The 9,549-nt window shown below is 23.3% G+C and carries 7 protein-coding genes; 1 reads left to right on the top strand and 6 read right to left on the bottom strand.

The features are described from left to right. Positions 1–84: 84 nt before the first annotated feature. The 4 genes from ACXX86_RS00540 to tsaE form a co-directional block, all read right to left on the bottom strand. Complete coding sequence (locus tag ACXX86_RS00540; RefSeq protein ID WP_458560941.1) at positions 85–1,689, bottom strand: ATP-binding cassette domain-containing protein; 1,605 nt, start codon at positions 1,687–1,689, stop codon at positions 85–87. Beyond that, positions 1,682–3,256: an ATP-binding cassette domain-containing protein gene (locus ACXX86_RS00535; RefSeq protein WP_458560940.1), complete on the bottom strand. Its 1,575-nt coding sequence runs from the start codon at positions 3,254–3,256 to the stop codon at positions 1,682–1,684. Before ACXX86_RS00535 ends, ACXX86_RS00540 begins: the two co-directional genes overlap by 8 nt. Positions 3,257–3,481: 225 nt before the next feature. After that, entirely contained in the window at positions 3,482–4,021 is a 540-nt protein-coding gene (gene tsaB, locus ACXX86_RS00530; protein WP_458560939.1) for a tRNA (adenosine(37)-N6)-threonylcarbamoyltransferase complex dimerization subunit type 1 TsaB, read from the bottom strand. 1 nt (position 4,022) lies between these two features. Further along, the gene (tsaE, locus tag ACXX86_RS00525; RefSeq protein ID WP_458559611.1) at positions 4,023–4,418 is read right to left on the bottom strand and encodes a tRNA (adenosine(37)-N6)-threonylcarbamoyltransferase complex ATPase subunit type 1 TsaE; all 396 of its coding nucleotides are present in this window, start codon (positions 4,416–4,418) and stop codon (positions 4,023–4,025) included. A 38-nt stretch (positions 4,419–4,456) separates the two neighbouring features. Between tsaE and ACXX86_RS00520 the strand changes: the two genes are divergently transcribed. Then, positions 4,457–5,410 carry a potassium channel family protein gene (locus tag ACXX86_RS00520; protein WP_458560938.1) on the top strand — a complete coding sequence of 318 codons (954 nt, stop codon included), beginning with the start codon at positions 4,457–4,459 and terminating at the stop codon, positions 5,408–5,410. 49 nt (positions 5,411–5,459) lie between these two features. On the opposite strand, the gene proS is transcribed toward ACXX86_RS00520, so the two are convergent. Together proS and lon are read right to left on the bottom strand one after the other, a co-directional pair. Further along, the gene (proS, locus tag ACXX86_RS00515) at positions 5,460–6,890 is read right to left on the bottom strand and encodes a proline--tRNA ligase (protein WP_436358494.1); all 1,431 of its coding nucleotides are present in this window, start codon (positions 6,888–6,890) and stop codon (positions 5,460–5,462) included. Positions 6,891–7,028: 138 nt separating this feature from the next. Continuing rightward, a complete protein-coding gene (lon, locus tag ACXX86_RS00510) occupies positions 7,029–9,530 on the bottom strand; it encodes an endopeptidase La (protein WP_458560937.1) in 2,502 nt (833 codons plus the stop codon). Positions 9,531–9,549 lie beyond the last annotated feature (19 nt).

Raw genomic sequence — 9,549 nt, 5'->3', positions numbered from 1 at the left:
TGTCCCATACTTTAAATTTTACTTTAAAGTGGTGCACTTGATCTTACAATTAAGCGAACACTTATTTTAGTGTTCTTGATTTTATTATATTTCATTTAAATTTATTATTTTATTAAATTTATTTAATTGTTTTGAATCTAAATGATGTGATACGTAAATTAAAGTTTTATTGCTATCTAAAAATTTATCTAAAATTTGCTGTGCTAATTCTTTATTTAAATTAGATAATGATTCATCTAAAATAATAAAATCTTTATTAAAGTAAATCAATCTAGAAAGTGCAAGTCTTTGTTTTTGTCCTAAAGATAAAGATGTAAAACTATCAAAATCACTAGAAAATGCGTTTTGTTCTAATTCTTTATTTAAGTCTACAAATTCTAATGCTTCTTTTATTTTTTGTTCATCATTTTCAAGCAAGGAAACATTTTCAGAAACATTTTTGTCAAAAACAAAATTTTGATTATCTAAGTAAGAAATAGCATTTTTTATACTTTTATCGTTGAATGTTTTTATATCTTGGTTGTTAATAAGAACTTGTCCTTGATAATTATCTAAATCATTTAATAAAACACTAAGCAGTGTTGATTTACCAGAACCAGAAGCACCAATTAATGCGTATTTTTGCCCTTTAGAAAAGGTTTGATTGAAATCTTTAAAAATTACTTTATTATCAAAACTTAAATTTAAATTTTTAATTTCTATTTGCTCTATTGAATCAAGTTTTAACTGATTTTCTTCTTTTTCAAGATTTGTTTCTAAAAGTTTATAAATTTCTTTTGAAGCAACAAATTTTTTAAATTCAGAAATAAAATCTAGAAATTCAGTTTTAGAATTTTCAATAACTTTTTTAAAAATATAAATCATCCCTATACTTACAGAAGAATCGTTTTTAAAATACATAAATACCAAAATAATTATTCCTATTATTTCACCTGCTTCCACAACTAATTGTGAAAGACTATTATTAAAAATATTAAATCTTTCTTTTTTATAAGTTTTTAAATAATAATCTAAAATTTCTTTTTCTATAAAGGAATAAAGCATATTTTCTTTATTAGCATAATATAAAACAGTATATCTATCTATTCAATAAGTAAGTTTAGAAGAGAGTTGATTAAAAGAAATTTGTTTTTGTTCTGTATATATTTTTGCTTTTTTAACTGAAATTAAATTTGGAATAGTACTTAAAGTAAAAATTGCTAAAACTATTAATAAAATTACTCAATTAGTTATTCCAAAAAATAAGAAAATAAATAGTAAATTCACTAATATTGCAGTTAATTGTGCTAAAGGAATGATGGATTGAGATGTAATTGCACTACCATTATTTATAATTGAATTAAAAGCTAAATCTGGACTATATTTTTTCATCCCTTTTGCATTAGTATTTAAAAAATCACTATAAAAGTTTTTAGAAATACTTTTTGCAACATAAAGCAAAAGCTTATTATAAAAAGTAAAGTAAAAATAATTACTTACAAATAAAACCACATTTGCTAAAATTAATATTATTATTAAAATACCAAAAGTTAAAAAAGGATCATTTTTAATAAATGATAAGGTTTTTAAAACACTATCAATTGCATAACCTTCAATAATTGAGAGAACCATTTCTATAACACTTATTAAAATAGAACAAATTAGAAAAACAGAAAAAGTAAATTTCATATTTTTTAATGTTTTATTCATTTTCATCTCCTTTTAGTTCTATAACGTGATCATAAAATTCTGGATTTTTAAGATGATGTGTACAATTTATAAATAGTAAATTGGGATTATTTTTGAAAATATTTTCTAAAATTATTTTTGCATTTTTCTCATCAATATTAGACATTGCTTCATCTAAAATTAATAAATCTGGATTTTTAAAGAAATATCTTGCAATGTTAATTCTTTGCTTCTCTCCTACTGATAATTCATCATCTTGTTTAAGTTCTCTATTTAAATCTAAATTTTCTAAATTTACTTTTAATAATGCTTGTTGAACTTTTTGCTCTTGATTCTCTTCTCAAAGAGAAATATTATTATAAATAGAATCAAAAAACAATTCTTCTCTATTAGATAAAAATATTAAATTTTCTTTTAAATTATTTATATTAATTTCTCTTAAATCTTTTCCATTTATACGGATATTTCCTTTATAATCATCAATTTGTTTTAATAAAATATTTAACAAAGTAGATTTTCCTGATCCTGATTTTCCTATAAGGGCATATTTTTTACCTTTTTCAAAAGTAAAATTAAAATTTTTGAAAATTTCTTTTTCTTCATAGTTAAAATCAAGAGATTCTACTTCAATTTTATCTATATTTTGTTTTACGATATTTTCTTTAGTAATTTCTTTTGCACCCGTAAATTCTTTAATATATTCTTTGTAAGTTCCAAAATATTGAAGTAACATAATTATTTCTCTAAAATTATGAGCAAATCCCATAAAGAAAGAAGGTATAACAAAAATTGTTCCCACAGGTTCATTTAGATAAAAAATAAAATATCCTGCTATAAAAAGCAATAATATTGATGAAATAATTTGAAAAAAACTATTAATTAGTTCAAGCAAAATTACTTTAGATTTTTTAGTATTTATTTCTTTTATTCAATTATTCAAAATTGAATTAACCAATTGAATAATTTTTTCTTCTTTATTTAAATAATATAAAATTTTAAAACCATTGAAAACTGTCTGTAAAGAAGAAATAAGATTTTCTTGATTTACAATATATTTTTCATTTATCTTACCAGCTAAAATACTTAAAAATAAAGGAATTATAAAGGCTAAAATTAAAACTGCAATTCCTATTAAAGCAAGTTTTCAACTTATAAAAAACATAATGATTAAAACTACAATATTAGTTAAAGTTTTTAAAAAACCTTCTAAGGAATGTTCAAAAACTAAACTAGTAATTTCAGGAATTCTTTCTTTAATTCAAATTAAATATTTTCCTTCTTTATTTTTCTCTATTTCATAATTAGAAATAGAAGAAATTTTTGTAATAGCATCTTTTGTTAATGTTTGATTTATTTTCATATTTAATTTATTTTTTAAAAATAAATAACAAAACGTTGAAATTACAAATAAAGATGATAAAACTGCATTTGCAATAATAAATTTATTATATTCTTCCCAATTTCTTTGTTCTATTGCATCTATTAAATTTACCAAATATAAAACTAATAGAGATGAACTTAATATAGTAAATAAATAAAAAATTGTAAAAAATATGATAATTCATTTATTGCTAAAATATTTTTTCATACAATAATTTCCTTTCTTTTTTTGACAAAAAATTACTTTTTCAAGTAATTATTTATTTTTAAATATAACAATTATTAAAAAATTAATTTACTTGAAAAATGAAAAAATAATTACTAATACTTATAGTAATAATATTTTTAATTTTCTTAATAAAAATATTTCTTTTCATTTTTCCCTCTTTTTGTCTAATTTAATTTTAACACAAAAAGAAAAATTTTTACCAGCTTAACCGATATGTGGTTTTTTTACATAAATCGATTGAATTTCGAGCAAATTTTCTTCTAGTTTAAATAATTTTTGATAATCAAAGAAATTATTTATTACATCTAAATAATCGATTGCTCAGTTTTGATTTCTTTCAACCACTTCTATATCTGAAAGGATTTTTCCTTTTTGAACAAATGCTTTATAAGAAGATTTGCCACGAGCATCAATATATGCAATTTCTTTATTTTTTGTATGTAAAGAAACTAAATTAAAACTAGAAGTTGTGTAAATATTAATGTTACTTAATTGTGCAATGGTACGACAAAAAACTAAAGCTATTCTGCTTCCTGTAAATGTTCCTGGACCTAAATTAATGTAAAAACTATTAATATTTTGTAAGCTAAAATTGTTTCTTTCTAAAAGGTTTTTAAAAACTAAAGGTAATTTTTCTGATTTTTCTTTTAATTCAGTTTCTAAAACATAATTAATAAGTTTATATTGAGAATCAAAAAGAGCCACAACTAAATCATTTAACGTTGTATCTATAAAAATTTTCATTTTAATCCTCCGTATTTATAGTAATTTCATAAATTCTTTCATTGTTTGAAAATTTTATATCAATAGCAATAAAATTTTCATAATCTAAATTTAAATTTTTAGATCATTCGATTATAACTTTTTTATCTTCAAAATAATCTTCAAATTCTTCTAAATCACCTAACAAATTATAAGCATCGATATGTATTAAGTTAGAATATACTTTCATTTTGTTAAAAGTAGGAGAAACTACATTTTCTTTAATACCTAACTTTTTTGCAATTAATTTTGTCAAAGTTGTTTTTCCTGCTCCTAAATCTCCATTTAAATATAAATATTTTCAATTAAATTGAAAAATGTAGTTAACTATATCTTCTAAATTTTCTTCTTTTTTTATAAAAATTATTTTATCTTTCATATTTATATAATTTTATTACATTTTAGTATAATACAATTATGAAAAACAAATTATTTTTTTTAAAAAGTGACTATTTTCTAACTATTTTGGACAATATAGTTGCTACTAGAGAAAATATGAAAGGTATTAAAGACGAACATCAACAAAAAGTTAAAATAACTAAGATAATATATTTTTCAGTGATTTTCTTCTTTTCTATTCTTTCAATTTTCAGTACCACAATTTTAGCACTTTACTTAAATAATAATGATTCTTCAGGAATCAAACATTTAGTAGGGTTTATGGAGGTATTCACATTCTTTTTAATGATATTTGACTATCTTTTGTGAATGTGAAGCGCTCCTGTTAGAAATGTAAAAAAACATAAATATCCAAGAATTTTCTTTGTATTTTCTGTCTTATCTTTTAATTTAATATTATCAATATTACCTTCATTATATTCTATTGATTTATTAACACCAACAGAACTAAATATTTCTTGAATAACATTATTAAAAAGTTTTAAATTTTTAAGAATGATTAGAATAATTTTATTATTAAATTTATTTTCATCATTTTCTTCATTATTTTCTGTTTTTAAAACACAAAAAACAATTTTAACCAATATTTTTGTTTTTATAATAATTGTTATTTTACTCTTCTCTTTAATTATTTTAGATGCAGAGTTAGATTATATTAAAAACAATAAAATACCAGAAGAATATTTAGGCAGTTATGTAAATACGTTTCCTAAAGCTATTTATTTTACTACCATTACTTTAACCACTATTGGATATGGAGATATAACCCCTCATTCTGATATTGCTAGAAGTTTAGTAGTAATTATGTCAATTATAGGTATAGCTATCTTTGCAATCCCTTCCGGGGTTATTGCAGGAGCATTTTTATCAAAAGTGCAAACTAAAATTGAAAAAAAAGAAAAACATAAAAATACCAAAAATACAGAAAAACAAAACAAAAACGAATCAAATAACCAAAATAGTGATAAATAATTATTTGAACATAAACAAAGAAAAACACAAGTTTAGATAACTTGTGTTTTTAGTAAGCTTTTGCAAAAAGAACATATCTTTTTGAAGGTTTTTGTGAAAACATACATAATCCTTCATCAACTGGTTTTAAATATTTAAATGGAATACATCTAGAAGTAGCACCAGTTTCTTTTTGAATCATTTCTTCTTCTTTTTCATCACCATTAAATGCAGTAATAACAAATTTATTTTTAGCAATTTCTTTTTTGAAATCTTCATAGTTATTTACAACTACTGTATTGTCTTCAAGTCTTTTTTTAGCTCTTTGATACATACTATCTTGAATTTCAATTAATTTGTCTTCAAGATAATCTCTTAAAATAGAAATTTTTACTTTTTCTTTTTGTAATGTATCTCTTCTAACTACTGTAACTACACCTTCTTCAACATCTTTAGGTCCCACTTCCACTCTGATAGGAACTCCTTGAATTTCTGAATTAGCTGCTTTATATCCTGGTTGATTATCGCTTCTATCTACTCTAACTTTTAGTTTTTTAGCTAGTCATTTTTCTAGTTGATTTACTGTTTTTGACACTTGTGGGTTTTTATTTGCAAAAAGTTCGAGAATATCAACTTGAATTGGAGCTATTCTTGGTGGAATTACAATTCCAGAATCATCTCCGTGAGTCATAATTAAAGCACCTAATAATCTTGTAGATAAACCTCAAGATGTTTGATAAGCAAATTCATCTTTATTATCTTTATTTGTAAAAATAATTTTGAAAGCACGTGAAAAATTTTGAGCTAAATAATGGGAAGTTCCTGATTGAAGTGCTTTTCCATCCTTCATCATAGCTTCAATTGTATAAGTAGAACAAGCACCTGCAAATTTTTCTCTTGGTGTTTTTTTACCAACAACTGTAGGAATAGCTAAATATTTTTTTAAAAATCTTTCATAAAGTTTAATCATGTCTCTTGTGAATTTTCTAGCTTCCATAGCATCGGAGTGAACTGTATGTCCTTCTTGTCATAAAAATTCACTAGTTCTTAAAAAAGGATTTGTTGTTTTTTCTCATCTCATAACTGAAGTTCATTGGTTATAAATCAAAGGCATATCCTTATAAGATTCAATATTTTTTTTAAACAAATCAGCAAATAAAACTTCACTAGTAGGTCTAATATACAGGTTATTGTGTAATTTTTTATCACCAATATGTGTTACAGTAACAAGTTCAGGAGCAAAACCTGCCACATGCTCTTTTTCTGTATTAATAAAGAAATCAGGAATTAACATTGGTAAATAAACATTTTGAATTCCTTTTTCTTTAAATAATTTATTCATTTCTGTTTGAATATTTTCTCAAATAGCATAAGAATTAGGTTTAAAAATAATAGTTCCTTTTACAGGACCATATTCTATTAATTCTCCGTTTTTTATAACATCCACATATCACTGTGCAAAGTTTTCTTTTCAAGGTGTAATTTTATCAAGCTTTTTCATATGTATAATTTTATATTTTTTTGGTAAAAAACAAAATAAAAAATTGTTTTTTTAATATTATTTTAACTTTTTGAAAAAAGGTATTCATTAAATAAAAAAATCAACCATTATGATTTTGGTTGAATTTTTGTTTTTAAATTATTTACTTTTTGTTTGAGATTTAAAAATATAATTGTAAATTTCTTGATAGTTAGAAACTGGGTGGAAAGTAATATTTTCTTTAACTTCTTCAGCTAAATCAACAATGTTTTTTTCATTATCTTTAGGAATGAAAATAGTTTTAATACCAAATTTATATGCTGCAAGAGTTTTTTCTTTTAAACCACCAATTGCTAATACTTTTCCTCTTAATGTTATCTCTCCAGTCATTCCTATTGTTGGAGAAACAGGTTTTTTAGCTAAAGCAGAAATAATTGCGGTAGTGAAAGTTACACCGGCAGAAGGTCCGTCTTTTGGAACCGCACCTTCAGGAACGTGAATGTGAATTTGATTATTTTCAAAATCAAAATCAATACCAAATTCTTTAGCATTTGCACGAACATAACTAATAGCTATTTCTGCAGATTCTCTCATAACATCTTTTAATTGACCAGTTAATTTAATTTCAGCTTTGGTAGAAGGAACGGTATTAACTTCAATTGATAATGTTGAACCACCATAAGCAGTGTAAGCTAGTCCATTAACTATCCCTATTTGTGGTTTAGTTTCGTTTATATCATCTGAGAATTTTTCAATTCCAAGCATATCTGTTACAACTTTTTTATCAACTATAAAATCTTTGTCTTTGCTAATTTCGTTTTTTAATAGTTTAACGATAATTTTTCTAGCAATTTTATCTAAATTTCTTTTTAAATCCCTTACTCCCGCTTCTCTTGTATAAGATTTAATAATGTATTCAATTGTTTCTAAATCAATATTAAAGTATTTTTTATCTAATTGAGTTTCGCTTAAAACTTTATCTAATAAATGATTTTTAGCAATTTCTTTTTTTTCTAATAAAGTATAGGAAGATAATTCAATAATTTCCATTCTATCTGCAAGAGCTTCGGGAATACCATCAAAGTAATTTGCTGTTGCAATAAAAATAACTTTAGATAAATCATATTCTGTTTCTAAATAATGATCTTGGAAAAATTTATTTTGCTCTGGATCTAAAACTTCTAGCATTGCTGATGCAGGATCTCCTCTAAAATCTGAAGACATTTTATCAATTTCATCTAACAAGATAACCGGGTTAGAAACACCTGCTTTTTTAATTGCATTAATTATTTTTCCTGGCATAGCTCCAACATAAGTTCTTCTATGTCCTCTAATTTCTGATTCATCTCTAACTCCACCAAGAGAAATTTTTATCATTTTTCTCCCAATGGCGTCAGAAATAGATTGAGCAATAGAAGTTTTTCCTGTTCCAGGAGGACCAACTAAAGTTAAAATAGGCATATTATTATTTAATTTATTAGAATGTTTATCAAATAAACTTAAATCTAAAGCAGCATTTTCTGTTGGCAATGGCTTAATAATATTTAATTTTTTCTCATCATTTTTGTTTTTTATGTTTGTTAAAACAGCAAGAAATTCTAAAATTCTTTCTTTAACATCTTTTAAACCAAAGTGTTTTTTTGCTAATTCCTTGGATGCTTGTTCTATGTCTAAATGATCAATTTTTACTTTTCTTCAAGGTAAATTATAAATTAAATCTAAATAATTTTTAGTTACATTGGCTTCAGGAGAGCTAGACAACATTCCTTTTAATTTTCTTGTTTCATTTTTAATTATTTCTCTTACTTCTAAAGGAAATTTATTTTCATCATCTTTTTTAAATAGTTCTTTTTCATTTTTTTCTTCTTGTGAATCTTCATCACCCAATGTTTGACGAATTGCTCTCATTTTTTCTCTTAAAATAAATTCTTTTTGTTGTTTATCAAGAGTTTTTTTCATTTTATTTTCTATTTCATTAACAATTGCTCTTTCTTGAATCAAACTATTAATAAAATCTGCCATTGCTGCTAATCTTTGTAAATTATCTGTTGCAAAAATTAAACGTTTTTTATATTCTTTTGGTAAATCTACTTCTTCAGCAATTGCTAAAAGTGGAAAAATAATTTCATTTTCATCCATTAAATTTTTTAATGAAAAAAGTGGTTCAAAAAATTCTTTAATTGGTTTTAAAAAAGAATGATTTGAAAATTCTTCTTCCATTTTTCTAATACCAGCTTTTACAGCACCAAGACTAGAAGAATTAAACTTTATAAATTCTGCATCAACATCTTGACCAATAATTCTACTAAAACTTTTATCTACCGGAGAAAAAGAATTAATTTTAACCTTTTGAGCTGTTGGCAACATATTTAATTCAACAAAAGTTTTCATTTCTCTTTTTATATCAATTATTCTTCAAACTATACCAACTTTTTCTTCATCAGGAATTACTTCCATATTCATTGTAGAGTCGATTCATAAATCAAAATGAGAAATAACCACAGGAAAACCTTCACTTAAATCGTTATTTTCCCCGTATTTTTCCCTTTCTTTTCATAAAAATTTAAATTCTTGTTCATCTAGTCTAATTACTTTTTTAGTAAAAAGAAAGACTTCATCGAAATTTAATAATAACATTTTGTTTTTTGTTTTATTTTGCATATCTCCCCTTTGCTTAATT

This window comes from Mycoplasma sp. CB776, from assembly GCF_054343395.1.
This window is presented reverse-complemented; position numbering and strand designations above follow the sequence as displayed.